This is a genomic window from Haloarcula sp. Atlit-47R, from assembly GCF_003665985.1.
GTDB classification, from domain to species: Archaea; Halobacteriota; Halobacteria; order Halobacteriales; family Haloarculaceae; genus Haloarcula; species Haloarcula taiwanensis.
In genome coordinates, this window is record NZ_QPLQ01000001.1 from 629,368 (window position 1) to 653,601 (window position 24,234).

Annotated in this window: 15 protein-coding genes; 7 read left to right on the forward strand and 8 right to left on the reverse strand. The window is 64.8% G+C overall.

Annotated features, from left to right (window positions below; all coding sequences use genetic code 11):
• Positions 1-37: 37 nt before the first annotated feature.
• Positions 38-4,573 carry a glycoside hydrolase family 15 protein gene (locus DVK00_RS03290; RefSeq protein ID WP_121577271.1) on the reverse strand — a complete coding sequence of 1,512 codons (4,536 nt, stop codon included), beginning with the start codon at positions 4,571-4,573 and terminating at the stop codon, positions 38-40.
• Between the two features lie 126 nt (positions 4,574-4,699).
• Positions 4,700-6,697, reverse strand: a complete 1,998-nt coding sequence (malA, locus tag DVK00_RS03295; RefSeq protein WP_121577272.1) for an alpha-amylase MalA — start codon at positions 6,695-6,697, stop codon at positions 4,700-4,702.
• Between the two features lie 92 nt (positions 6,698-6,789).
• On the opposite strand from malA, the gene DVK00_RS03300 reads away from it, so the two are divergent.
• The gene (locus DVK00_RS03300) at positions 6,790-7,125 is read left to right on the forward strand and encodes a hypothetical protein (RefSeq protein ID WP_101350854.1); all 336 of its coding nucleotides are present in this window, start codon (positions 6,790-6,792) and stop codon (positions 7,123-7,125) included.
• Positions 7,126-7,490: 365 nt separating this feature from the next.
• On the opposite strand, the gene DVK00_RS03305 is transcribed toward DVK00_RS03300, so the two are convergent.
• Positions 7,491-8,255, reverse strand: coding sequence for an IclR family transcriptional regulator (locus tag DVK00_RS03305; RefSeq protein WP_101350855.1), 765 nt, complete (start codon positions 8,253-8,255; stop codon positions 7,491-7,493).
• A 412-nt stretch (positions 8,256-8,667) separates the two neighbouring features.
• On the opposite strand from DVK00_RS03305, the gene aceB reads away from it, so the two are divergent.
• A complete protein-coding gene (gene aceB, locus DVK00_RS03310; RefSeq protein ID WP_101350856.1) occupies positions 8,668-9,975 on the forward strand; it encodes a malate synthase AceB in 1,308 nt (435 codons plus the stop codon).
• Positions 9,976-10,018: 43 nt separating this feature from the next.
• Here the strand turns inward: aceB and DVK00_RS03315 are convergent, their stop codons facing one another.
• The gene (locus DVK00_RS03315) at positions 10,019-10,399 is read right to left on the reverse strand and encodes a VOC family protein (RefSeq protein ID WP_101350857.1); all 381 of its coding nucleotides are present in this window, start codon (positions 10,397-10,399) and stop codon (positions 10,019-10,021) included.
• A gap of 102 nt (positions 10,400-10,501) precedes the next feature.
• Here DVK00_RS03315 and DVK00_RS03320 point away from each other — a divergent pair, with 102 nt between their 5' ends.
• Positions 10,502-13,552 carry an FAD-binding and (Fe-S)-binding domain-containing protein gene (locus tag DVK00_RS03320; protein WP_121577273.1) on the forward strand — a complete coding sequence of 1,017 codons (3,051 nt, stop codon included), beginning with the start codon at positions 10,502-10,504 and terminating at the stop codon, positions 13,550-13,552.
• Between the two features lie 431 nt (positions 13,553-13,983).
• On the opposite strand, the gene DVK00_RS03325 is transcribed toward DVK00_RS03320, so the two are convergent.
• Positions 13,984-15,282 (reverse strand): DUF362 domain-containing protein, encoded by a 1,299-nt coding sequence (locus DVK00_RS03325; RefSeq protein ID WP_121577274.1) that lies wholly within the window; start codon positions 15,280-15,282, stop codon positions 13,984-13,986.
• Positions 15,283-15,402: 120 nt separating this feature from the next.
• Entirely contained in the window at positions 15,403-16,536 is a 1,134-nt protein-coding gene (locus DVK00_RS03330) for a serine hydrolase (RefSeq protein ID WP_121536146.1), read from the reverse strand.
• 150 nt (positions 16,537-16,686) lie between these two features.
• Between DVK00_RS03330 and DVK00_RS03335 the strand changes: the two genes are divergently transcribed.
• The gene (locus DVK00_RS03335) at positions 16,687-17,457 is read left to right on the forward strand and encodes an IclR family transcriptional regulator (RefSeq protein ID WP_121511485.1); all 771 of its coding nucleotides are present in this window, start codon (positions 16,687-16,689) and stop codon (positions 17,455-17,457) included.
• A 55-nt stretch (positions 17,458-17,512) separates the two neighbouring features.
• On the opposite strand, the gene DVK00_RS03340 is transcribed toward DVK00_RS03335, so the two are convergent.
• Complete coding sequence (locus DVK00_RS03340) at positions 17,513-18,676, reverse strand: acyl-CoA dehydrogenase family protein (RefSeq protein WP_053967361.1); 1,164 nt, start codon at positions 18,674-18,676, stop codon at positions 17,513-17,515.
• An 82-nt stretch (positions 18,677-18,758) separates the two neighbouring features.
• Between DVK00_RS03340 and DVK00_RS03345 the strand changes: the two genes are divergently transcribed.
• A complete protein-coding gene (locus DVK00_RS03345) occupies positions 18,759-20,228 on the forward strand; it encodes an aldehyde dehydrogenase family protein (RefSeq protein ID WP_101350861.1) in 1,470 nt (489 codons plus the stop codon).
• Positions 20,229-20,407: 179 nt separating this feature from the next.
• On the opposite strand, the gene DVK00_RS03350 is transcribed toward DVK00_RS03345, so the two are convergent.
• On the reverse strand, positions 20,408-22,063 hold the full coding sequence (locus tag DVK00_RS03350; RefSeq protein ID WP_101350862.1) for a long-chain-fatty-acid--CoA ligase: 1,656 nt from the start codon (positions 22,061-22,063) through the stop codon (positions 20,408-20,410).
• Between the two features lie 171 nt (positions 22,064-22,234).
• On the opposite strand from DVK00_RS03350, the gene DVK00_RS03355 reads away from it, so the two are divergent.
• Together DVK00_RS03355 and DVK00_RS03360 are read left to right on the forward strand one after the other, a co-directional pair.
• On the forward strand, positions 22,235-23,029 hold the full coding sequence (locus DVK00_RS03355; protein ID WP_121535373.1) for an enoyl-CoA hydratase/isomerase family protein: 795 nt from the start codon (positions 22,235-22,237) through the stop codon (positions 23,027-23,029).
• A 43-nt stretch (positions 23,030-23,072) separates the two neighbouring features.
• Positions 23,073-24,143, forward strand: coding sequence for a phosphotransferase family protein (locus tag DVK00_RS03360; RefSeq protein WP_101350864.1), 1,071 nt, complete (start codon positions 23,073-23,075; stop codon positions 24,141-24,143).
• Positions 24,144-24,234 lie beyond the last annotated feature (91 nt).

Below are 24,234 nucleotides of genomic sequence, written 5' to 3' on the forward strand. Positions count from 1 at the left end.
AGGCGAATTATAAAGTGGTTCTCACTTATGAGGGATTCTACAGGTTAAGCTGCCAGACAGTTGTCCCGGCAGTGACCAGGTCTTCGTCGTCTGCGGCGGCAACAATCACTTGATTCTCACCGGGGTCGACATCGACTGCAACCTCGAATTCGCGGTCATCGACGGAGATGTACGTGATGTCGGCGGGCGTTTTGACGACGACACAGACACCAGTGGTCTCGCCGGAGACGACCAGTTCGTTCCCGCGGAACTGCGTATCGACGCGGAGCGCGGGGCTGCGATCAGGAGTGTGGGCCCGTCGCTCCCGGTAGCGGTCGTCAACGAACGCGGGCGTCTCGACCGGTTTACCGGCGCTGATGCCGTGGGCTAACCGCACGTACTGGGCCATCGACCACGCCAACGGCGTCGCCGAGCCGGTCCCTTCGGCGAACTCCCAGTCGTACTCGGTCGCGTGGCCACGGTCCCATATCTGCTCGGCGATCATCCGGCCCGAGTTCGCCACGTCCTGCATCATCCGAAGACAGTTCTCGGGCGGGATGTCCGGGTCGTCGCGGTGGAGTTCGTACTCGGCGCGCTCGCCGGTGAGCAGCGGCCAGAGGCGGCCCTTCCCCTTGTGTTCGACCGTCCACGGTGCGCCCTGGTCGTCCCGACCACGCTCGCCGTAGCCGTCGCCGTTGTACCGGTAGAACCCGGGTGCGTGCTCCGTGTCGACGCTGATGGTGTCGTCGACCTCGACGAGCGAGTTCCGGATGGTCTCGTCGTCGTCGGGCTTGATACCCAGCCGGACGAGTTCGAGGAAGCCACCGTCGATGATGTTGCGTTCGTCCAGCGTCGGACCGTCGTTGGCGAGCGTGCGGAGGTGCCCCATCTCGGGGTTGCCATCGAGCGTTATTCGCGTGTAGTAGGGCGTGTTGGTGTGGCGCTCGGTCCCGGTCTCGGTCGCGGTCCAGGCCTCGACGTTGTTCGCCCACTGGTCGGCCAGCGCCAGCCAGACGAGCGCGTCGGCCTCGTGGCCGGTGTCGAGCGCGAGCTTCGCCGCACACGCAAGCCCCGCGATTTCGGCCGCAATCGAGGACGGCGAGAAGCCGGCCTCCTCCTCCCAGCGCTCCTGTGCGGTCTCGGGGCCGTGGCGGACGACGTACTCAGCCGACCGCCGGACGTTCTCGTAGCTGTACTCAACGTCCTCGAAGTCGACGCCGCTCTCGGCGAGCCGATAGGCCATCACCTGCGGGAACGAGATGTTGTCCATCTGCTCGCCGCCCCAGCGGGTCGTCCCGTTGACGTAGGTGTTCTGCGGGATGAAGCCAGCCTCGTCCTGCTGGTACTCGTAGATGTACTCCAGTTGGTCGGTGGCGATGTCCAGCGACCCGATGGCGTCGAAGACGCTGAACACCTGATAGAGGTCCCGCGACCAGACGAAGTTGTAGCCGTAGCCCTTGGGCTCCTCGGCGTGGACGGCCTCGCCCCACGGCACGGACGGCGAGGCGATAGAGGCCCCGTGGTAGGTCTTGTCCTCGACGGCCAGCAGCGTCATCAGCGCGGTTCTGTACTGGTTCGCCAGCGCTTCGTCGTCAGCAACCGAGTCCGGGAGTTGCTTATCCGAGAGGAAATCGGCCCAGCTGTCGGCATACTCGGCACGGACCGTCTCGTAGCCGCGGTCGAGCGCGCCGTCGGCTTCGCCCAGCGCGGCAGCGGTGTCAGCCTGTCGCGCGAAGCCGAGCGCGACCGTGTCGCTGACTCTCGTTCCCGAATCCAGCCGACCGATGAGGACGAGGTTCGTCCCGTCGATCGACTCGACCGGGTCCGGGAGGTCGCCGTCCGAGTACAGCCCGTCGAGACGGTCGCTGCCGGCCGCACCGACGGTGGCCCAGTCGAAGCGTCCGGCCGCAGCCATCGCCACGGCGATAGAGTAGGCGTCGCCGTTCTCGTCGACGAGCAGGTCGTTGTCCGTCTGGTCGGTGTATGCGCGGGGGTTCCGGCCGACGAGGTGGTAGCTCCCGGGCTGGCCGTATCTGATAGCGCGGTCCTCGGTGACCGTGCTGGTGAGCGCGATGTCCGCGACCGAGAACACGTCGTATGATTTGCCGTCCTCGGCGCTGAAGGACACGTCGGCGACGATGGCGTCGTGCTCGGGGTCAGTCGCGTAGTCGACGGTCAGCGTCCACTCGTGGCCCCGGCCGTCACCGGTCTCGGTGAAGACGTGGCGATAGAGGAGCGCCTCGTCGTCGACGGGCTTGACGCGCCGCCTGACGCTGTCGTCGGTCCGGCGGTTCTCCCGGTGGGTCCGGACGGCGTAGTCCGTCTCGTCCGTACACCGAACCAGGAAATCGAGCGTCCGCAGATTCATGAGGTCGACCTGCGGGTAGCGGGCCTCCGTCAGCGCGCCCTCGGTGAGCGTGAACCAGACGCGCGAGGGGTCCTGCTCGTCGTGGTCGGCGACGGTGCCGACGCCGTACTTCTCCCCGGTCGTCCAGGTCGGTCGCTCGCTCGGCCCCTCAGTTCCGGCTGAGGTCGTCGGGAGTGCGTTCAGTTCACCCAGGCGTGCAGTCGCGTGAAGCCGCAACGCATGCGACCAGCCAAGCGGCGTCGCGCTGTCGAGGTCGCCGTCGTCGAAGGCCTGCTCGGCGAGGTAGCCGGCGTCGGTCGTGAGCGGCCCGTCCTCTTCGAGTAGCTCGTACAGGTCGCTCGCGCGGTCGAGGTACGCGTCGCCGCGCTCGTCGCGGTCGTTCAGCATATCGCCCACGCGAGCGGCAGCGAGTGCCCCCATCGCCGTCGTAACCGTCCAGATCTTCTCGCTGTCCTGATGGCCGGTCCGCCAGCGGTCACCCTCGTAGCGGGCCAGTCCCGCGACCCGGCTCTCGGTGGGGTTCCGGAAGAGCGTGTCGAGCGTCGTGCTCACGTGGTCCGCCAGACGGGTGAGGTGCTGGTCGGAGAGCGTCGTCGACTCGACGTTGTCGTACTCCTGCAGCGCGTCCGCGAGGTGGAGTCCCGCAGCGTCGATACGGTGGTCCGGGGTCCCGTTTGTCAGCCCGATCACGTACACGCCCAGATCACTGTCCCAGAGCGTATCGAGCCCATCCAGCAGCCTGTCGGCTGCCGCCAAGCTCCGCTCGCAAACCGACTCGGGCATCGGAGCGCGGCCCACCGCGGCGAAGGCCTCGATGAACGTCGCAGTAGTATGTGTGAACTGGCCGATGGAGTCCTCCCAGACGTTCTGACACGGCTCGGGGAGGCCGTTGGCCGCGATGTCTTCGATGAGCGTGTCAACGGCCGCCTCGATAGTCCCTCGAACTGTCGCTGTCAACTCGGCGTCCATCTTGCTGCGATGCGTTCGCAGCAACGTCGCGAGGAAGGCGGTGACGGTCGCGGTCTGGTCGGCCTGATACTCCGGCGATTCGGCGTTGTGTTCGACCCGAGCGTTGGCCCAGCCCGGGGCGATATCCCCCGTGTCGGCCCAGACGCGGTGGGGCCACCGGCCGTCAGGGAGCTGGCTGTTACAGAGGAACTCAGCGCTCTCAAGCAACATCTCGACAGTGTCTATTTCGAGTCGGGACCCGGCTTCGAGCAGATGCCGGGAGACGGAGGCGTCGTCGCGGAACCAGACGTAGCCGTAGCCGCCGGAGTTCGAGTAGAAGGGGTCGAACTCCGGGGCGGCGATGCGACCGCCGGTCGGCGAGGACAGCAGGTCGAGCACCCGCAGGTCCATGCGTATCGAGTCTGAGCGTGTCATTGATTCGGACACGTCGATGCGTGTTCGCTCCCGCCCGGCCTGCCGGAGGTCGTCGGAGGTCGTGTGCGCTGTCACGCAGTCGGCGAGGTCCAGAAGCGCCGTTTCCCGGTCGACCTCGTCGTGGTTCGAGAGTTGACTGACGAGCGTCGTGTCCTTGCTGCGCCCGGACCGGTCAAGCGGCGCGGTCACGAGGAAATCGCCGGTGAGCCGGGTCTGGTCGCGCCGTTCGACCGGCTCCGACCGCGGGAACTCGACCGGGCTATCCGAAAGTATCTCTGCGAGCCGTTCCGGTCGCTGTCCGGCGACGGCGTCTAGCCCGGTCGACGAAGCAAGGTAATCGTGCTCCCGCCGGTGGTACACTTCCAGTACCCGCGAGTTGTCGGGCCCGGCGTCTTCGTGAATCAGCGAGCCGACGCCGCTGTCGCTGTTTTCGGGGGCCAGTGTGACGAACGCCACGAGCTTGGCGTTCTGTGGAACCGCCCCGCGCATCGCGACGTGTGTGACGTGTGCCCGTCCAAGCGTCAGGTCGTACTGGTGGACGGTGAACGACCCCGCGTCGTACTCGGTCTCGACGAGCCGCGTCTCGCGGTAGTAGTGCTGTCTGATGGTCTCTAGGTCGCTGAACCACCGTGTTTCGTCTCCAAGCATAACCCCGAGTCGGGAGCGATCGATGCCGGAGAGCCCGGAGAGCGAATCGGAGTAGTCCTGCAGTGTTCCGTCTTCGCCGACGTGTACGAGTCGATCACCGTGCCCCGAGAAAGAGCCTGAAACAGTCCTGCGCTCCTCTGGAAAGCGCTCGTGACGAGTCCGCTTGTATTCGTTGAGCGCTGTCGAAAGCCGCATACACATCAAAGCAGACCAATCTCTATAAACTCCTGTGGTTCGGACAAATTAGTGATACTTCGAGGCCACGACCGCATATCCCGGGAGGGCGGAGCCGCTATCGTTGAACGGACCCGACCGCGCGAATTACTGGCGCAGGTCGCTCCCGGCGGCCGGGAACACACCCACGCTATCGACTGTAACGGTCGCGTTCCCGTCACCAGCACCGCCGCGGTGCTCCCCGGACACAAGGTCGGTGTTGGCGGTCACGGCCGGCAGCTCAACCGTCGTCGGCTCGCTGCTGAAGTTGAGTACCACAACGGCTGCGTCCTCGGCAGTCGCCCGTGCGTACGCGACGACGCGGTCAGACGGCCCGTCTCGGACCTCGTACGGGATGCGGAGCAGGTCCGCGTCGGCCGACAGTGCTGGCTGGTCGTGTCTGGCTGCCGCAAGGTCGCTGACGAACGACTGGAGCGCCTCGTCGGCGTGGTCCCACGCGAGGTCGTCGCGACGGCCGCGCTGGCCGAACTCCTGACCGGCGTAGAGTAGCGGCGCGCCCGGAAGCGTGAACAGCGCGCCCGCGGCGGCCTCGGCGGCGTCGCGCCCGTAGTCGACGACGTAGCGCGTCTCGTCGTGGTTCTCAGCGTACAGCATGAACGACGCGTGCTCCGGGAAGCCGATCTCCGCCCGCCCCTCGATGGCACCGAGGACGGCCTCGGCGTCGCCGCCGCCCCCGACTTGCCGGAGCGCGGCGTATGTCGTCGAGTCGAAGTGCATATCGAACAGCCCGGCCTGGAAGTCGGGGATGTACGGGATTGTCTCGTCCAGTAGCAGGAACTCGCTGTCGCGGTCCTTGCAGTAGTCGTGGATCTCGCGCCAGAAGCTGTTCGGGACGGCCCAGGCCATGTCACAGCGGAACCCGTCGACCAGGTCGGCCCACTGGGCGACCGCATCGAGCAGGTGCCGGCGGACCGGCAGGTGATCGAAGTTGAAGTTCGCGATGTGTTCCCATTCGAAGTACGTCTCCGGTTCGGTGTCGGTGCGCCACTCGTACCAGTCGCGGTACTCGCTGTCTGGGTCGTCGCGGGCGGCCTCGAAGTAGGGGTGAGTCCGCGCCGAGTGGTTACAGACGAGGTCGAACAGTATCTTGAACCCGCGGTCGTGGGCCGCCTCAATGAACCGCTCGTAGTCCGCCCGGGTGCCTAGGTCCGACGCGATAGCGAAGAAGTCCGTGATGTTGTAGCCGTGGGGCGCGTGGTCGTTCTGCAGGACCGGCGTGAGCCAGAGCACGTCGACGCCCAGGGAGTCGAGGTAGTCCAGTCGGTCGACGATGGCATCGAACGGCGAGTCGTCGCTGTCCCCGGCGAACGTGCGGACGTAAATCTCGTAGATGACCGCGTCCTCGGCCCACTCGGGCGCGTCGTACGGGCGGGTGGCGGCGACGCCGGCCCCGCTGGCCACCGTCTCGACGCCGTCAGCGGTGCGCGTAAATTCGACGGCGTCGGGCACGCTGTAGCCGTGGTCCCCGACCGCGACGGCGTGGATGCGGGCACGCTCCGGGAGCGCGTCCAGCGGGATCCGGAGGGCTGTCCCGTCCCGGGTCACCGCGTCGGCGTCGATGTCGTCGCGGTCGTCGAACAGATACTCGACGGCGAGGTCGGCGGCCGCCTCGCTCCCCTCCGGGTGGGGGCTTCGGTCCGCGCGGACGACGGCCTCGTCACCCTCGATGGCCGGCCGCAGGGTCAGGCGCGGGCGGCCGCCGCCACCGCCGCCGTCGCTACTGTCATCTGCCAGCGTGTACTCGTCGTCGCCGCCGGAGCCGCTTTGCCCGCCGGAGACGCCACCGCTTCGACCGCCTGCGCTACCGGAACGTCCAGAGGTGTGTGCCCCGCTCGATTCGAGGGTCCCCGGGAACGCGCGGACGGTGAGGTCGTGCTTGCCGTCCGGCGCGGTGAGGCGGACGGTGTACCTGCCCGGCGTGTCGGGGACGAAGTGTTCGACCGGGTCGTCGCCGAGGGTGGCAGTGGACTGTACCGGCGCACGCGCGACGTGCCAACTGTAGTCCGCCGTCGGGTCCGGGTCCCGGGGCGCGAGTTCGACCTCGTCGCCCGTCGACACGAACCGCGGCGGTCCAGGATGGTGCATAGGTGCACTGCGATTGTCAGTGTCTTTGTAGTTGGGGTCGCCGAGAAGTTCCCCGGCAGCAGCGCTTTCCGAGTGGGGCCTGTACCGCCCCTGTGCCCGAGTACCGACGCGACGCCGCGTTCGCCCTGCTCTGTGGGCTCGTGCTCCTCGCGTATCTGCGCTGGACCGCCGCGGTCGAGACACTCCAGTCCGGGGTCGCCGTCGTGGTCGGCGTGGCCGGTGCACTGGGCGTCGAGGCGCTGTTTCTTCTGGACACACCCGCCGCGTCGCTGTGGGAGCGCCGCGGCGTGCGGACGGCGTCGGCGGTCGCGCTCCTGGTGTGTGCCGCCGGCCTCGCGGTGCTGCTGGGTCCGGTCGTCGTCGCCGCGGCGTGCTGGGGACTGGCGACGTACTTCGTCGTTCTCGCGGTGAGTCTGCTCAAGCGGTAACAGTCGGCGCGCACCCCGGCCGTTCGACGGGCATATTCCCCATTCCGATAGAGGTTCTCTGGACGAATGACTCCATATCCTGCGCTTTACTATGTATATAGAAGTAAATAGGGTGTTTTGAACCTAATAAATTCTATTTAAGAATGAATACAACCATATCCCCGAGTTATAGAATGGTATAGGCCAAGTACGCATAGAAATTGCCGCAAAAGAGATACTTATTCGACGAACGACGGGCGGTCGCCTGACTGTCCCGGCTTCGAGCGCCACCGCGGCTGTCCGGACCTGACCAGTGAATAACAACTGTACTGTTATTAGATTGCCCCGGTCGCCATCGAGACAGCCGGCGGCAGAACGAACGGCCGTTACCCGTGGGCCAGGTTGACCTCGATGACGTTGGCGGCCTGTTTCACCGTGTCGACGAGCTGGGCTTTGCGGCCCGGGGACTGCAGTCGGTTGATTGGGGCGGTGATGCTGATGGCGGCTTCCCGGCGGTCGCCGGTGTCGATTGGGACCCCGACACAGCCGGTGCCGTCGACCCGTTCCTCGGTGTCGTCGGCGACGCCGGTTTCGCGGATGGTTTCGAGTTCGGCGAACAGCGTCTCGCGGTCGGTGATGGTGTTGTCCGTCTCTGCGGGCAGCCCGCGGGTGTCGATGATTTCCGCGACGCGGTCGTCGTCGAAACTCGACAGAAGCGCTTTGCCGATAGCGGTCTTATGCAGGTGGATGCGCTTCCCGAGGCGCGTATCGAGCGCGACCGCCTGGTCGCCGCTGGTCGTGTGGATGTAGATGCCGTAGCCCTGCTCTTCTATCATCAGGTTCGCCAGTTCGCCGGTCTCGACGGCCATCCGCCTGACCTCGGGCTTTGCCACCTCGTAGATGCCGTCGTAGCGCTGTGCGATGCCGCCGAACTCCAGCCACCGGAGCCCGATGCGGTACTCGCCGTCCCGTTCGACCACCAGGCCCTCGTCTTCCAGCGTCAGCAGGTGCTTGTATATCGTGCTCTTGGCCGACTCCAGCGAGTCGGCGAGTTCGGCTAGCGTGGCACTCCCACCGAGGTCTTTGATAGCCGAAAGTACCGCAAGCGAGGTCTGCGTCGCCCGGACCGAGTCCGTTTTTGCCCGTGTCATTAGTCACCAGTTCTTGGGCCGCTCGAATAAAATTGCCGTATCGGCTGTGACAACCGCTCTGCGCTAGCTTCCGGGGCGACATATCTGGCGAGAGAGGCTCACCGCGTGTTTCGACCGGCAGAGTGATTCGAAAAGACGAAACGAAAAGTCGGGCGCGATGGCGCGATTCCAGCGGCCGAAGTTGCCAGGACTCCGCGACGTGGAGACCGAACGGCCACGAGATACCGACAGATCAGTGTGTGCCGCCGACTGTTGTGTCGTCCGGGCAGACAGCGCACCAATAGTTACCAGAGAGACATATTTCGTAAATCCGAATACGGCGGAAGACGGTGGAATAACTGCGCTCGTTGATGTCTCGGTCGACAACGGACGGTAGATTTAACACGGTCCGTTTGGTTCTTTGAGACGAGTTATGAGTGTGACCCGACACTACGAGCGCGAGTTCGTCAGAACGTTCTTTACCTCGCCGACAGCGGTGGACGGCGAGAGCGATTCAGCCAAGATGCTCCGAAGCGCGGGCCAGCTCCGTGGCCTGCAGGCCCCGGACGTCTGGGTCCCGGACAACGAGGACGCGACGGCCCCGAACATGCGCGAGGAGGGCGTCCAGAACATCATCGACGTGGTCTCCGAACAGGGAGCCGACTTCCCCGGCGAGATACACCCGCGTGTCGTCTGGCACCGCGAGTCGCCGACGACCCGCTATCAGGGCTTCCAGCAGATGCTGGAGATAACAGACCCCGAAAACGGTGCCGTCGAGCACATCGACGGCTTCGTCATTCCGGAGGTCGGCGATATCGACGACTGGAAGAAGGCCGACGAGTTCTTCACCATCATCGAGAACGAGCACGGGCTCGAAGAGGGGAGCCTCTCCATGTCGGTCATCGTCGAGAGCGGCGAGGCCGAGTTGGCGATGGGCGACCTACGGGACGAGATGGGCAAGCCCTCGAACAACCTCGAACGCATGTTCCTGCTGGTCGACGGCGAGGTCGACTACACGAAGGACATGCGCGCGATGACGCCCACCGGCGAACTGCCGCCGTGGCCGGAACTGCGCCACAACACCTCCCGGGGTGCCAGTGCCGCGGGCCTCATCGCCGTCGACGGTCCCTATGACGACATCCGCGACGTCGAAGGCTACCGCGAGCGAATGAAGGACAACCGCGCGAAGGGGATGACCGGCATCTGGTCGCTGACGCCGGGTCAAGTCGTGGAGGCGAACACGGCCCCGCTCCCGCCCAAGACCGGCAGCTGGCTGCTCGAAGCCGGCGGTCAGGAGGTCGAACTCGAACATGAGGACGGCAGGCAGGTGTACGACGGCGACGACCTCTCGCTGGAGCCGGACGGCGACGGCGGCTACGTCCTTCGGGCAGGCGGTGAGCGGCTGGAACTGGACGAGGATGAACTCACCGAGGAACTGCTCGACCGGACCGCATACATCCCCAGCATGAACGACATCGTCGACTCTATGGAGGAGTTCGAGGCCGCAAAGGAAGCCGGCAAGGGGGCCATCGCGATGACACAGGCCGCGACACTGGTCATCGACGGCGTCGAAGTCGAGGTCAGCAAGGACCGGATGTGGGACGAAGCGACCTATCAGGCCGCCCAGACGCCCATCACGCTGTTTCAAGATGTCTACGAGCACCGGCCGGACCAACACGAAGAACTAGAGGAGATGTACGGAGCCGACGTGGTCGAGCGGGCGACCGCCGTCGGGAACTGACGGGGCCGTTCCGTTTCGCCATTCGAAACGCCGCGGGCGCGGTTCAGTCTTCTAGCGGTTCGATGAGTTCGACGTGATGGCCGTCGGGGTCGGCCACGAAGGCCGTGTACGCGCCGGCTTCCGGCTGTGGCCCCGGCTCCTTGACGACTCCGTGGTGGTCAATGCGCTCGACCGTCGCGTCGACGTCGTCGACGCCGAGCGCGAGGTGGTCCCAGCCGTCTCCCATCTCGAAGCTCGTCTCGCCGTCCGTCTCCGAGAGCTGTAGTTCGACGCCGCTGTCGTCGGCCACGTAGTAGTTCGTCGTCTCGCCGTCCGGCGTCGTGAACTGCCAAGACTCCTCGAAGCCGAACTGTTCGTAGAAGGCAATCGATTCCGCCGCGTCGGCGACGTTCAGGCACATATGGAGCACGCTTGCACTGACCATACACCGCATCCGACGCCCCGGGGCAAATAGCTGGCGGGCTCCCCAGAGTGAATTGTGACCGCATGCCACAGACTTTAATGATTATTACCCCTGAATGCTCGTATGGCGATTGAAAACGTCGAGGACACCTGGTCAGCACAGGAACTGGACCTGGATAGACCGGATGTCGACGCGTATCGAGACCTTGCGGAAGCGCTCCGTTCGCGGGTCTCAGGTGGGGTTGAGTTCGACGAATACGCCCGGATTCTGTACGCAACGGACGGGAGCATCTACCGCGCCGAACCGGCCGGAGTCGTGTATCCGACGGGTATCGACGACGTGCGAGCGGCCGTCGACGTGGCGACGGCCCACGGCGTGCCGATACTCCCTCGCGGAACCGGGTCGTCGCTTGCCGGGCAAACCGTCGGCCCGGGCTGTGTCGTGCTGGACATGTCCCGGCACATGGACGAGATCATCGAGATTCGGCCTGGCGAGCAGACGGCGCGCATCCAGCCCGGTGTGGTGCAGGACGATCTGGACGACACGCTGGCCGAGTACGGCCTGAAGTTCGCCCCTGACCCGGCGTCGTCGAACCGGGCATCGGTCGGCGGCGGTATCGGGAACAACTCCACCGGCGCGCACTCCGTCAGATACGGCATCACCGACGCCTACACCGACGCGGTGAAGGCCGTTCTCTCGGACGGGTCGCTCATCCACGCCCGCGAGGTGGTCATCGACTCGCCGGAGTGGGACGACATCGTGAGCAAAGACGACCGTGAGGCCGACATCTACCGGACGGTCCGGAAAATCGTCGAAGAGAACACCGAGGAGATTGAAGAACGCTACCCAGATCTGAAACGGCGGGTGTCGGGCTACAACCTCGACCGCGTCATCTACGAGAACGACGACGGGGAGCGGGTCCTGAACCTCGCAAAGCTGTTCGTCGGGAGCGAGGGGACGCTGGGCGTCATCGTCGAGGCCGAACTCTCGCTGGTGACGGTCCCCGAGGAGACGGCGCTGGCGCTGTACTGCTTCGACACGCTCGGGGACGCGATGCGGGCCGTCCCGGTCGCGCTCGACTACGATGTCAGCGCGGTCGAGCTGATGGACGACGAGATGTTCAGGCTCGCAGCGGGGTCCGACGGCTACGCCGAGTACGTCGAGCCAATTCCCGACCGGGCGGCGGCCGCACTGATGCTCGAATACGACTCGGAACTGCACGACGACTTCGAGGCGGCCATCGCGCGGACCAACGAGCGGTTCCTCGATACCGGCGCGGCCTTCGACGTGGTCGAGGCCTACACCGACGAAGACCAGGCCGACCTCTGGAAGCTCCGGAAGGCGGCGATTCCGCTCCTGATGTCCATGGACGGCGACCCCAAGCCGTACCCGTTCATCGAGGACGCGACGGTCCCGCCAGCCGAACTGGCCGAGTACGTCGAGAAGTTCGAGGACGTGCTGGCCGACCACGACACCTCCGCCGCGTACTTCGCCCACGCCGGTTCCGGAACGCTCCATATCCGCCCGATTCTCAACCTGAAGGAGGAATCCGGCATCGAGGATATGCACTCTATCACCGACGACGTAACCGACCTCGTGCTGGAACACAAGGGGTCGTTCTCCGGCGAGCACGGCGACGGGATGGCCCGGACAGAGTTCACGCCGAAAATGTACGGCGAGACGCTCTGGGATGCGTTCAAGGAAGTCAAGACGGCGTTCGATCCACAGTGGTGGATGCACCCGGGTAACGTCGTCTACCGCGACGGGCCCGAAGACATCGGCCCCGACACCGACCGGGGCGTCGGCGCGGACATGCGCGAGAACCTCCGGTACGGCCCGGACTACCAGTCTCTGGAGCCACAGACGACGCTCGACTTCAAGGACGAGGGCGGTTTCTCACATCTGGTCGAACTGTGTAACGGCTGTGGCACCTGTCGACAGACCGACGGGGACGTGATGTGTCCCACCTACCGCGCCTCGGAGGAGGAGGTTCAGACGACGCGGGGCCGTGCGAACCTCCTCCGGTCGGCCATCAGCGGCGACCTTGACGAAGACGAGATTCACTCCGACCGGTTCCAGGAGGAAGTGCTCGACCTCTGTGTCGGCTGCAAGGGCTGCAAGAGCGACTGTCCGACCGGCGTCGACATGGCGAAACTCAAGACCGAACTGAAACACCAGCACCACCAAGAGGAGGGAACAAGCCTCCGGGAGCGCCTGTTCGCCAACATCGACACCGCCTCGAAGATCGGGTCGGCGCTGGCCCCGGTTTCGAACTGGGCGACAGACATCCCGGGGGCGCGAGTCGTCATGCAGAAACTGTTCGGCATCGCACCGGAGCGCGAACTCCCGACCTTCCGCCGGGAGACGCTGCAAGACTGGTTCGATGACCGCGGCGGCTCAACCGTCTCGCGGGCCGAGGCCGACCGGAAGGTCTTGCTGTTCCCCGACACGTACACGAACTACTCGTACCCGGCCGCCGGCAAGGCCGCCGTCGAAACCCTCGAAGCCGCGGGCGTCCACGTCACCATCCCGGACGACACCGCGCCGTCGGGACGGGCGGCGTACTCCTCCGGGATGCTGGACCTGACGCGGGAGCGCGCCGAGACGAACGCGAACCGGCTCGCGGAGCGCGTCGCCGATGGCTGGGACGTCGTGTTTGTTGAACCCTCTGACGCGGTGATGTTCCAGGACGAGTACCGCGACTTGCTCGACGGCCCCGAAGTCTCGCGGGTGGCCGAGAGCGCCTACGGCGTGCTGGAGTACCTCGATACGTTCCGACTCGACGACGCGCTGCCGGTCGAGGACCGGTCGCTCGGGGCCGCCGGCGCGGTCAGCTACCACGGCCACTGCAACCAGAAGGGGACCAACAAGGACCACCACGCCGTCGGCGTCATGCGCCGGGTCGGCTACGAGGTCGACCCGCTGGACTCGACGTGCTGTGGCATGGCCGGGAGCTTCGGCTACCACGACGAGCACTACGACCTCTCGAAGACTATCGGGCGACTGCTGTTCGACAAGGTCGAGGAAAGCGACGGTGACCGCGTCGTTGCCCCGGGCGGGTCCTGTCGGTCGCAACTGGGTGACCGCGACGACGTCGACGAGATTCCACCCCATCCTATCGAAGTTGTCGCCGAGCGACTCCCGAACACGACGACAGCCGGACAGCCAGTGTGACAGGGTCAGCGACTGTTCGCGCCCTCTAAAAAGGCCTGCTTGGCAGTGTCCGTGGCTTTCTATACACTCCTGTGTCTGTCGATAATCAAGTTGCGTCTGTTGCGAAACTCCTTTTTATGCCGTTGTTTGTATTCAGATTTTTATTTCTGATATTACTTTCGGTCTTTTTAGTTATATATGTCGCCAAATCACCCATAGTTTGCTGTATAAAACTATATTAGTGGCATATATGTAGACAGCCACGCAAAGGAATCGGTTCTCTCTGGGTGGAAATCAGTGCTCGTGCTTCTGCTCGCTTCCGGTTCCTGCGTCAGCTCGGATTGGCTCGTATTCCGATACGTTCATTATCCTGATACGCGGGGCCAGAGAAACGAACGTACAGTTGTTAGAAATTGTTTCAGACGCACGGCGGGACTGTCGCTACCGAAGAGTTAGTCCCGGGTAAACGACGCAGTGCCGTCGGTGAACGCGAGCGACTCACGCTCGGTGACTTCGGCGGCGGGCGGCAAGTCCTCGACGAGCGGCTCGGAAACGTGGAGCACCGAGAGCTCCTGTGTGGACTGGATCCAGACGATGCGGACCGTGTCGGGGTCGTAGCCGCCGAGCGCAGACAGCGCCGTCCGGATAGCGAACTCGTCGTCCGGCGCGACGAGCGGGAGCTTTGCCTTCGCCGTCGACCCGCTGGTGAGTGCGTTCGCGTACGTTTTCTGCAGGTCCAGCTGGTCGACAGCGGCCCGGCGGGTGATGTCGGCCAGCCCGATGCCGTTGCCGTTGCCCTTCGTCGCCTTGGTGAGTCCACGGGCGTAGAGCAGCTTGATCGACGGCTCGTCGGGGTCCGGTGCGTTGAGAACGCGGTAGCGGCCGATGACGTTCGTGTCCATTCCCGCGCCGGAGACATCCTTGCCGAGTTCGTCGACGACGAGCAGGTCGATGTCGTCGACCGGAAGCGTCGCCATCTCGTCGTACGCCCGTTCCAGCAGGGCGGGCTCGCGGTCGGCGAACGAGCCCGCGGGAATCGCCTCGACGTGGGCCGTCTCCTCGTGGAAGTTCTCGACCAGCGCGATGCCGCCGACAAGCGGCAGCGCCGACTCGACAACCGGGAGCGCGGCTTCCAGCGCCTCCACGTACCCTTCCGTGATAGCTGTCGAGTGGAACGCCTTCGCACCGTGTTGCTTGCCCAGCCCGACGACGGTCATCTTCGTCAGACCACTCTCGATGCGACCGCTGTAATTAGTGTGGGGTTTCACTCGGTTCACGACGACCACGGCATCCGCTTCCTGTGCCGCCGTCGAAACGTGGACTGGAAACTCGGTGTCACCGACGGTGACGGTGTCGACCTGCTCGGTGTCCATCCGGGCGTCGATGTCGGCGTCGAGGCGCGATTCGGTGATCCCCAGACTCTCCAGCACTTCGCGCTGGCCCTCCGGCGTCGCCCCGCCGTGGCTCCCCATCGCCGGGACGACGACCGGCTCGAAGCTCCGGTCACGAACAGCCGCGACGACAGCCTCGGCGATGTCGTCGATACGGTGGATGCCGCGGCTGCCGACGGCGACGGCGACAGTCGCACCCAGTGCCAGCCCATCAAAGTCGAGACGGCCGAGTTCGGCGCGCGTCGCAGCCGACGGGTCGTCGACGGCGGCCGTCTCAGGCTCGTACTGGATACGAGCGAAGTCCGGCAGCGGCTGTGGGGCAATGAGATGGTCCACGTCGCCTCGGTCTGGGAAGTTCATACCAGAGGGTTCGGGGCGAATCATACAAAAACCGCGGTCACACGGCGCTACCGTGGCTCGGAACACGATCCTCGTTCCAGAAGGTCAGAAGAAGCCTGCGACGAACCGCGGATGCCGCCGTTAGTCCTGTAACAACAGTCGGACAGCGTCGGAAAGCTGGCCGACGCGGGCGGCGTGTTCGAAGGACTCCTCGCGGATACCGTTCGTGACGAGCGCGAACCCGACGTTCAGTTCGGGGTCGCCCCAGCCGAACGAACTGCCGAGGCCGGCGTGGCCGAACATGCGCTCTTTGCTGGCGGCCCCGAACATATCGGCGGCCAGCCCGCCGGTCCAGACGCCGAGTCCGTAGCGAGCCGGACGCGACAGCGTGCCGTCGGACTCGGTTTCGGCGTGGGTCGTGGTCGCCTCGTCGACGGTCGCTTCGGTCAGCAGTTGCGTCCCGTCCAGCGACCCACCGTTTGCGAGACAGGCGTAGAACCGGGCCATGTCCCGGGCGGTGCCGATGCCGTTGGCTGCGGGAATCACCGCCCGGCGCATCGCCGCCTGATTGAACGCCGCCGCGTACTCCGCGGCAGGGTCTTCGAGCCCCTCGTCGACATCGTGACACCGCTCGAACGCCTCGTAGCCGGCCAGGGTCGCCACGTCGTCGGGCTCGTCATCCCGCAGACCGATTCCGGTATCGTCCATCCCCAGCGGCTCAAACACGTTTTCGGCGACGTAGTCTTCGACCGGCTGGCCGCTACAGCGACGGATGAGTTCGCCGACCAGCCAGCCGTAGTTGATGGCGTGATACGCTGGCGTCGTTCCGGGCTCGAACACAGGTTCGATGTCCTCCATCGCCGCGACGACAGCATCCCAGTCGCCCCAGCTTTCGTACTGTTCGTCGAACTCGCCGAAGGGGATACCGGCGGTGTGGCTGAGCACCTGCCGGACTGTGATCGATGCCTTTTGTGTGCCGTCGTCGGCAAACTCCGGCCAGTGCTCGACGACCCGGTCGTCGTAGTCGAGCTTGCCCTGTTCGACGAGCTGGTGCAGGCCGACACCGGCGAACGGCTTCGTACAGGAGAACAGCATGTGGCGTGTCTCGGGCGTCGTTTCGTCGCCGTCGGGACCCGTGGAGCCGCCAGCGAAATCGACGACTAGGTCGCCGTCAACGTACACCGCCAGCTGTGCGCCGTGGTGGAGTCCGACATCGAGCTGTCGCTCGAACTGGGCCCGGAGCTGTTCGATATCGCTTGCGCCAAGCTGTGGCATGGTCTGTGTTGATTCCGGGCGCATACTACAAGTTAGGTTCGGTTCGACAGCGGAATCGAACGGCGGACAGCTACTCGTTGCATTCGAGCTGTCGGACCCCGGTGGTCGAGTATGCGAAACGTTGATGTCACTAAGCGGTCACGAGCCCGTATGCTCGGCAACAAGAACGGCACGTCAGAGGTGTCGACGACCCGGACGTCATTCGAGATTCTGGCGCTGATTCGGGACGCGGGAGGCGCGACAATCGCAGACATCCGGGCAGAGACGGACCTGGCCAAGAGCACGGTGTATCGACACCTCAAGACGCTGCACGACATGAACTATCTCGTCGAAGAGGGCGGGGAATACCGGCTCTCGCTGCGGTTTCTGCAACTCAGCGAACCGCCGCGGATACGGCGACCGGGCTATCTCGTCGCCAAGCAGAAAGTCATCGAGCTGGCGATAGAGACTGACGAACGGGCGCTGTTTCTGGTCGAGGAGGGTTTCGAGGGCGTGTATCTCCATCGGGCCGGCGGCCGGAACCCGCTCCAGAGCGACACGATGATCGGCAAACGCCGGCCACTACACGCGCTCGCCTCGGGGAAAGCCATTCTCGCGGAGTGGTCCGACGAACGCATCGAAGAGTTCGTCGAAACCGCAGGCCTCAACAGACTGACGGCGAACACGATTACCGACCGGGATGCACTGGTCGAGGAACTCGAACAGGTCCGCGAGCAGGGCTATGCGACCAACATGTCAGAACACATGGACGGCCTGCGCGCGGCGGGCGTGCCGGTGTACAACCACGAGGACGATCTCATCGGCGCGTTAAGCGTCTTCGGTCCGAGCGGCCGGGTACGCCGGGCAGATATCGAATCAACGTACCCCGACCTACTGGAACAGAAAGCCAGCGAGCTGAAGATCGACCTCACGTATGATTGAGAAGTGCAGATTCGTGTGGGCGTCGTCCCGCATTCCGGAATGTGTCGGACGGACCCTACTCGAAGGCCGGGATGCCGGTCAGGTCGTGGCCGATGATGAGCGAGTGGATGTCGTGCGTTCCCTCGTAGGTATAGACGGTTTCGAGGTTCGTCAGGTGCCGCATCGGGGAGTAATCAGCCGTGATGCCGTTGCCGCCGAGCATCTCGCGGGCCACCCGTGACTGCTCGCGGGCCATCCGTGCGTTGTTGCGCTTGGCCATCGACACCTGTTCCGGGCGGAGGTCGCCGCGTTCCTTCAGGTCGGCGAGCCGGTGGGCGAGCAACTGGCCCAGCGATATCTGGGTCGCCATCTCCGCGAGCTTCTCCTGCTGGAGCTGATAGCCGGCGATCGGCTTCCCGAACTGCTCGCGGTCGGTGGCGTACTCGTGGGCGGTCTCGAAACAGTCCATGGCGGCCCCCACCGTTCCCCAGGCGATACCGTAGCGGGCCTGTGTGAGACAGGACAGCGGTCCCTTCATCCCCTCGACGCCCGGCAGGACGTTCTCCTCGGGAACGCGGGCGTTCTGGAGGCTGATCTCACCCGTAATCGAAGCCCGCAGCGAGAGCTTCTCGTCGATCTTGTTCGTCGTCACGCCGTCGCGGTCCGTCTCGACGAGGAAGCCCCGCACTGGGTCGCCGTCGGCGGAGGTGACCTTCGCCCAGACCACTGCGAGGTCGCTAATGGGCGCGTTCGTGATCCACGTCTTCGAGCCGTTCAGGACGTAGCCGTCGGCGTCGCGCTCGGCCGTCGTCTCCATCGCCGACGGGTTCGACCCGTGTTCGGGCTCGGTCAGACCGAAACAGCCCACCCGCTCGCCGCTGCCGAGTGCCGGCAGCCATTCCTCCTTCTGTGCATCGCTGCCGTAGGCGTGAATCGGGTACATGACGAGGGCCCCCTGCACGCTGGCCATCGAGCGCAGGCCGCTGTCGCCGGCCTCCAGTTCCTGCAGGAGGAGGCCATACGCCGTCTCACTGAGTCCCGGCAGGCCGTACCCATCGAGGTTCGGGGCGTAGAACCCGAGGTCGCCCATCTCGGTGATGAGATCCGTCGGGAACGTCCCGTCGATCCAGTGTTGCCCGACGTCCGGCTTGACTTCGTTCTCGACGAACTCTCGGGCCGTATCACGGACCATCCGCTCTTCCTCGCCGAGGTCGTCTTCGAGACCGAGGTAATCGATCATATAGGATCTGTGGCCGGGGTTCAATTAAGCGTTTGCCCGCTGCCAAAGGGATAAAAGTCCGTGGCGCTGTCGACACTATAGAATGTCACAACCAGATAGCCAGACGGCGTGGAACCAACTATACATTGACGGTGAGTGGCGCGACGCCGACGCATCTGAGACGATTCCGGTGACTAACCCCGCGACAGGCGAGAAACTCGCGGCAGTACCCGCCGGGACAGAGGGGGATGTCAACGACGCCTACCGGGCCGCCGACGCGGCCCAGTCCGACTGGGCGGCGCTGTCGCGCGAGGAGCGCAACGAGTACGTCCAGTCGATGATCGGAGTGATGCAGGACCGGCTCGACGAAATCGTCGAACTACTTGCGACGGAGTCAGGCAGTGTTCAGGCCAAAGCAACTGCCGAGGCCAACTTCGCCATGGCGGACTTCCAGAGCGCACTGGAGATGGTCCCGCCGGAAGAGGAGGTCCGCGATTCGATGTATCACGAGGACAAGGACCATCACATCGTCCGCGAGCCCGCTGGCGTCGTCGGGATTATCTCCCCGTGGAACTTCCCGCTACATCTCACGACGCGGGCGCTCGGCCCCGCGCTCGCGCTGGGGAACACCGTCGTTATCAAGCCAGCGACGGATACGCCGATAACTGGCGGCCTCCTGCTGGCCGACATCGCCGAGGAGGCTGGCCTCCCGGACGGCGTCGTCAACGTCGTGACGGGCCACGGCTCCGATATCGGCGACCGGATGGCCGGCCATCCGACCGCCCGTGTGATGTCGTTCACCGGGTCGACAGCAGTCGGCAGGTCCGTGGCAAGTCAGGCCGGAGACGCGCTCGCCCTCCCGGCGCTTGAACTCGGTGGCAACGGACCGTTCGTCGTCACCGAGGACGCCGACATCGAGGCAGCCGCCAAGGCCGGCTCTGTCGGTGCGTTCGGTCATCAGGGACAGGTGTGTATCTCGATCAACCGCCACCTCGTCCACGAGGCCGTCTACGACGAGTACGTCGAGAAGCTCGTCGAGCACGCGGAGTCGCTGACCATCGGGAACCCGCTCGACGAGGACGTGGAGTTCGGCCCGATCATCAACGAGAGTCAGGTCGACCAGCTCACCTCGTTCATCGAGCAGACCGTCGACGCCGGCGCGACGCTGGAAACGGGCGGCGAGGCCGAGGACCTGTTCCTCGAACCGACCGTCCTCTCGGGGTGTACCAACGATATGTCTGCGGCCTGTAACGAGCACTTCGGCCCCGTCGCTCCGGTCATCCCGTTCGAGTCCGACGAGGAAGCTGTCGAACTCGCCAACGACACCGAGTACGGCCTCGCCGCGGGCGTCTACAGCGGTGATGTCGAACACGGTCGGTCCATCGCCGACCAGATCGACGCCGGGATGGTCCATGTCAACGACCACCCGATTCAGGACGAACCCAACGCCCCGTTCGGCGGGATGAAGAACTCCGGAATCGGCCGGTACAACGGCGAGTGGATCATGGACGAACTGACCGAGACCAAGTGGATCTCGGTCCAGCACGAAGAGCGCGACTACCAGCTGCTGTAACGTCCGAGCGAAGCGGCTGGTCGCTGGTCAAATCGATTGCGGAGGCCTATCGCCACGCAGAGGCTGAACTGTCGGACAGCGCGTCGTCCATGTGCTGGCCGCTGTCGCAGGCAGACAGAACTGGGATGCGGAGTCCGCACAGCACCTCTGAATCGCCGGTCAGACGGGCTATATCGTCATCACGTCGCCGGGGCGTTCTCGGCGACAGTTTCGATGACCGACTCGTCAACGTACTCGTCACGGAGCGTCTGTTTGGAGAACTTCCCGGTCGCGCCCTTGGGAATCTCGTCGACCAGACGGATGGCGTCGGGGACCCACCACGACGGGTACGACTCGGCGACGAGGTCTTTGATTTCTTGCCGGAGCGCGGCTTCGTCGGACACAGCATCGCGTGTGACGACGAACGCGGCGGGACGTTCGTCCCACCGCTCGTGGGGGACCGGGACGACAGCGGCTTCGACGACCTCGTCGTGACCCATAATCGCGTTTTCGACCTCGACGCTTGCTATCCACTCGCCGCCGCTCTTGACGAGGTCGTCCATCCGGTCGACCACGTCGACGTATCCCTCCGGACTCACCCGGACGATGTCACCGGTTTTGAGCCAACCGTCGTCGGTGACGGCCTGTTCGGTCGCGTCGGGGGCGTTGTAGTACTCCTGTGTGACCCACGGGCCACGCATCCAGAGTTCGCCCAGCGACTCGCCGTCCCAGGGCACTTCCTCGCCGTCGGTGTTGACGACTTTGAACTCCAGCCCGGCAAGCGGAAGCCCCGCGGAGTGGCTCCGCAGGTCGAACAGTTCCTCTTCCGGTAGGTCCGTCATTCCGGGCTTGGGCTCGTAGGCGTGCGTGACCGGTGACGTTTCGGTCATGCCGTACCCGGAGATGAGATCCACTCCGAACTCCGCTTTGTAGTCTTCCATCAGTGACCGCGGCGTCGCGGACCCGCCACTGGTGAAGTACCGAACCGAGGAGAAGTCCACGTCGGCCTCGCGGGCGTACTCCAACAGGTCCATGAAGACGGTCGGGACCGCCGCGGAGACGGTCACGTCCTCCTCCTGGATAAGCTTCGCCAGGTCCTCGGCCGACGGGTTCGGCCCGGGGAGGACCGTCTTGGCTCCTGCAGCGATAGTCGTGAACGGGCGACACCAGCCGCTGACGTGGAACATCGGGACGTACGTCAGCTCCACGTCGTCGGTCTTGATTCCGGCCTGGCTAGTCATCAGCGACATGACCTGTGTCCAGTACATTTTCTGGGTGTACTCGACACCTTTCGGCTTTCCTGTTGTCCCGGACGTGTAGCACATCCCCGCCGGCTGGTCCTCGGGCAGTTGCGGGAAGGAGTAGTCGGGGTCGCCGTCGGCGATGAACGATTCGTAGTCGACGACCGGCTCCAGCGACGTTTCGGGGACGGTGTCGCCCATCACGATGTACTGCTCGACGGAGGCAAACGCCGCCTCGTCGTACGCCGCTTCGAGCTTCTCCAGCATGACGGGGTCGACGATGAGAATCTCGTCCTCGGCGTCGGCCACGATGTGCTGGATGTGCTCGTCGGGCAGGAGGAGGTTAATCATGTGGACCTGTGCGCCCATGCAGGCGACGCCGTAGTAGGCCTCTTGATGCCAGTGGTTGTTCCAGGCGAACGTCCCGACTCTGTCCCCGCGTTCGATACCCGCCTGTTCGAGGGCAGAAGCTAGCTTCCGTACCCGTTCGGCGTACTCCGCTATCGTGTATCGGTGAATCCCCTGATGCGTCCGCGAAACGATCTCGCTGTCGGGGAACACGTTTTCGCCACGCCACAGGAACGACCGGAGGTTAAGTGGTGCACCGCCTGGCATACTCCATGCCAACACACACCGATATCTTAAAACTAGTCCTGCTGAGTGTGGTGGCTGTTGGTGCGCCGAATTCAGTGCGTAGCCAGTATTCGATAAAACTGTAAACTAGCGGTAAATTTATACCGGAACCCTGTGAAGTGGCCCCATGCAGCTACGACAGAGGTATATCCGATGAGCGAGTCCGTACTGCTCTCCATCGACGACGGAATCGCCACGCTGACGCTGAACGAACCGGAGACGCGGAACGCACTCACACAGCCCGTATACGACGCGCTGGAGCACCACCTCGATACCATCGAGACGGCGTCCGATGTCCGGTGTGTCGTCATCGAGGGGACCGGCGAGTCGTTCTCGGCCGGCGGTGACATCAAGGGGATGAGTGAGCGACTCTCGAACGATGACCCGGCCGATGACGCCGTCAGCGAACTGGCCCGCCGAACCCGGGACACCATCGCCAGAGTCGTCGCACTGCCGGTTCCGACCGTCGCGAAGGTCGACGGGTCGGCCGTTGGGGCCGGCGCGAACCTCGCTATCGCCTGTGACATCCAGTTGGCGAGCGAGTCGGCCAGTATCGGCTTCGTGTTCCGGCAGGTCGGACTCAGCGTCGACGCCGGCACGTCGTATCTGCTCCCCCGCATTGTCGGGACCAACGTCGCAAAGGAACTGGTGTTCACCGGGGAGATTCTGGATGCCGAGCGGGCCACGGAGCTGGGCCTGTTCAACCGCGTCTACGACGACGAGGCGTTCGAATCCGAAGTCGAGGCGACCGTCAGCCGCATTGCTAATGGACCGACTATCGCTCTCCGGCATTCCAAGCGGCTGCTTCAGGACGGGCTGGAGAAGTCCTTCGACCGCGCACAGCGCGACGAGGCGACGGCTCAGGGCATCGTCTTCGAGACCGCCGACCACGAGGAGGGTGTCGAAGCGTTTCTGACCGACCGCCGACCGGAGTTCGTCGGACGGTGACACGACCCGCAGCTTTTCATGACGCGGACCGCAATCAGCAATCATGACTGAACACAGCAGCGACTACTACCAGCGATTGGTCGACGAACGTGCGCTCAAAGAGTTTCTCGCAAAGGAGATAGGCCCGGCCGAGACGTTCGACGTTGCGCGCCACGAGCAGGGTCACTCCAACGAGACGCTGTTTGTCACCTGGGGCGACCGAGAACTGGTCGTCAGGCGGCCCCCGCCGGGCCAGACCGCTGAGACGGCTCACGACGTGTTGCGGGAGTATCGCGTCATCGACGCGCTGCAGGACACAGCCGTCCCGGTCCCACCGACGGTGACGGCCTGTGACGACCAGACGGTCATCGGGAGCGAGTTCTACGTCATGACCCGCGTCGAGGGGACCGTCATCCGAGACGAAGAACCGGAGCGCTTCGCGAACGACGACGCCCGAGAGGCCGTCGGCACCGAACTGGTGGACACCCTCGCAGCCATCCACGAGGTCGATCCGTCAGCTGTCGGCCTGTCCAACCTCGGCCGCGCAGGCGGGTATGCGAAGCGCCAGGTCACGCGCTGGGGGAAACAACTGGCGTGGGCGTTCGAACGGACGACCGAGTCCCGAACCGTCCCCGAGCTAGAGCGGGTCGGCTCGTGGTTACAGGACGAGTGCCCCGACGACCACCCGGAGACACTGGTCCACGGCGATTACAAGCTCGATAACGTGATGTTCGGCCCCAGCGACAGCCCCGAACTCGCCGCCGTCTTCGACTGGGAGATGGCGACGCTGGGCGATCCACGGGCCGACCTCGGCTGGCTGCTCTCGTACTGGCGCGACGCCAAGGACCCGGAGCCGGAGATCCCCGACCTCGCGATGGAGTTCATCGAAGCACCGGGCTACCTGACCCGTCAAGACTTGGTCGACCGCTGGGAAGCCCAGACCGGCCTGACGTTCGAACACGAGCGGTTCTATCGGACGCTCGCCGTGTACAAGCTCGCCGCCCTCGGCGAGATGTTCTACCGGCGCTATCTGGAAGGCAACGCCGACGACCCGTTCTACCCGCTGATGGAAAACCGCGTCCCGGCGCTGGCCGAGCGCGCGATTCGGATTATCGAGGGCGACGAACCGCTCTAAAGAGAGGGACGCCGAGGACCCTGCACATGTGGCGGCGCGGGGCTGGAACTCGCTCACGCCTGTGACATCTGGATTGCGACGACCGGCTCGG

Coding starts and splice junctions, on each gene's coding strand:
- DVK00_RS03290 (WP_121577271.1), bottom strand. CDS start 4,573: ATGCGGCTTTCGACAGCGCTCAACGAATACAAGCGGACTCGTCACGAG.
- malA (WP_121577272.1), bottom strand. CDS start 6,697: ATGCACCATCCTGGACCGCCGCGGTTCGTGTCGACGGGCGACGAGGTC.
- DVK00_RS03305 (WP_101350855.1), bottom strand. CDS start 8,255: ATGACACGGGCAAAAACGGACTCGGTCCGGGCGACGCAGACCTCGCTT.
- aceB (WP_101350856.1), top strand. CDS start 8,668: ATGAGTGTGACCCGACACTACGAGCGCGAGTTCGTCAGAACGTTCTTT.
- DVK00_RS03315 (WP_101350857.1), bottom strand. CDS start 10,399: ATGGTCAGTGCAAGCGTGCTCCATATGTGCCTGAACGTCGCCGACGCG.
- DVK00_RS03320 (WP_121577273.1), top strand. CDS start 10,502: ATGGCGATTGAAAACGTCGAGGACACCTGGTCAGCACAGGAACTGGAC.
- DVK00_RS03325 (WP_121577274.1), bottom strand. CDS start 15,282: ATGAACTTCCCAGACCGAGGCGACGTGGACCATCTCATTGCCCCACAG.
- DVK00_RS03330 (WP_121536146.1), bottom strand. CDS start 16,536: ATGCCACAGCTTGGCGCAAGCGATATCGAACAGCTCCGGGCCCAGTTC.
- DVK00_RS03335 (WP_121511485.1), top strand. CDS start 16,687: ATGCTCGGCAACAAGAACGGCACGTCAGAGGTGTCGACGACCCGGACG.
- DVK00_RS03340 (WP_053967361.1), bottom strand. CDS start 18,676: ATGATCGATTACCTCGGTCTCGAAGACGACCTCGGCGAGGAAGAGCGG.
- DVK00_RS03345 (WP_101350861.1), top strand. CDS start 18,759: ATGTCACAACCAGATAGCCAGACGGCGTGGAACCAACTATACATTGAC.
- DVK00_RS03350 (WP_101350862.1), bottom strand. CDS start 22,063: ATGCCAGGCGGTGCACCACTTAACCTCCGGTCGTTCCTGTGGCGTGGC.
- DVK00_RS03355 (WP_121535373.1), top strand. CDS start 22,235: ATGAGCGAGTCCGTACTGCTCTCCATCGACGACGGAATCGCCACGCTG.
- DVK00_RS03360 (WP_101350864.1), top strand. CDS start 23,073: ATGACTGAACACAGCAGCGACTACTACCAGCGATTGGTCGACGAACGT.